Genomic DNA, 334 nt, shown 5'->3' with positions numbered 1-334 from the left:
ATCCCGTACCTGCACGCGCTAAAAATTCATTTCGAGGAGCACCCGACATCTGATACCGACGGCGTGCGATCGCTCTACGCGCGCCGGTTAATCGAATGGTTCGATTTGCACGCTGTGAAACGCGCCAGGAGGTCACACTTGAGGAACTGCGCGACCTGCTCGATATCCCGCCGTCATATTCAACCGCAGCTCTGCGACAACGGGCGCTGGATCCCCCCATCGAAGAGCTGGCGTCCAGAGGGTGGGCCGTGAGTTATCGGATGCTCAAAGACGGGTGCGCCTACCAATCCATCGTTTTTGACTGGAGACGACCCGATCGGAAATGAGCACAAAG

At 57.5% G+C, this 334-nt stretch carries 2 protein-coding genes; both read left to right on the top strand.

Annotated elements, in window-relative coordinates; all coding sequences use genetic code 11:
• On the top strand, positions 1–252 hold a 252-nt coding region (locus tag ACOCD2_RS19275), incomplete at its 5' end, for a hypothetical protein (protein ID WP_419625918.1).
• Complete coding sequence (locus ACOCD2_RS19270; RefSeq protein WP_419625917.1) at positions 192–326, top strand: hypothetical protein; 135 nt, start codon at positions 192–194, stop codon at positions 324–326. The genes ACOCD2_RS19275 and ACOCD2_RS19270, both read left to right, overlap by 61 nt.
• The last annotated feature ends 8 nt before the right edge of the window (positions 327–334 follow it).

This window comes from Thiolapillus sp. (genome assembly GCF_048562965.1).
GTDB lineage: Bacteria > Pseudomonadota > Gammaproteobacteria > Chromatiales > Chromatiaceae > Thiolapillus > Thiolapillus brandeum_A.
This window is presented reverse-complemented; position numbering and strand designations above follow the sequence as displayed.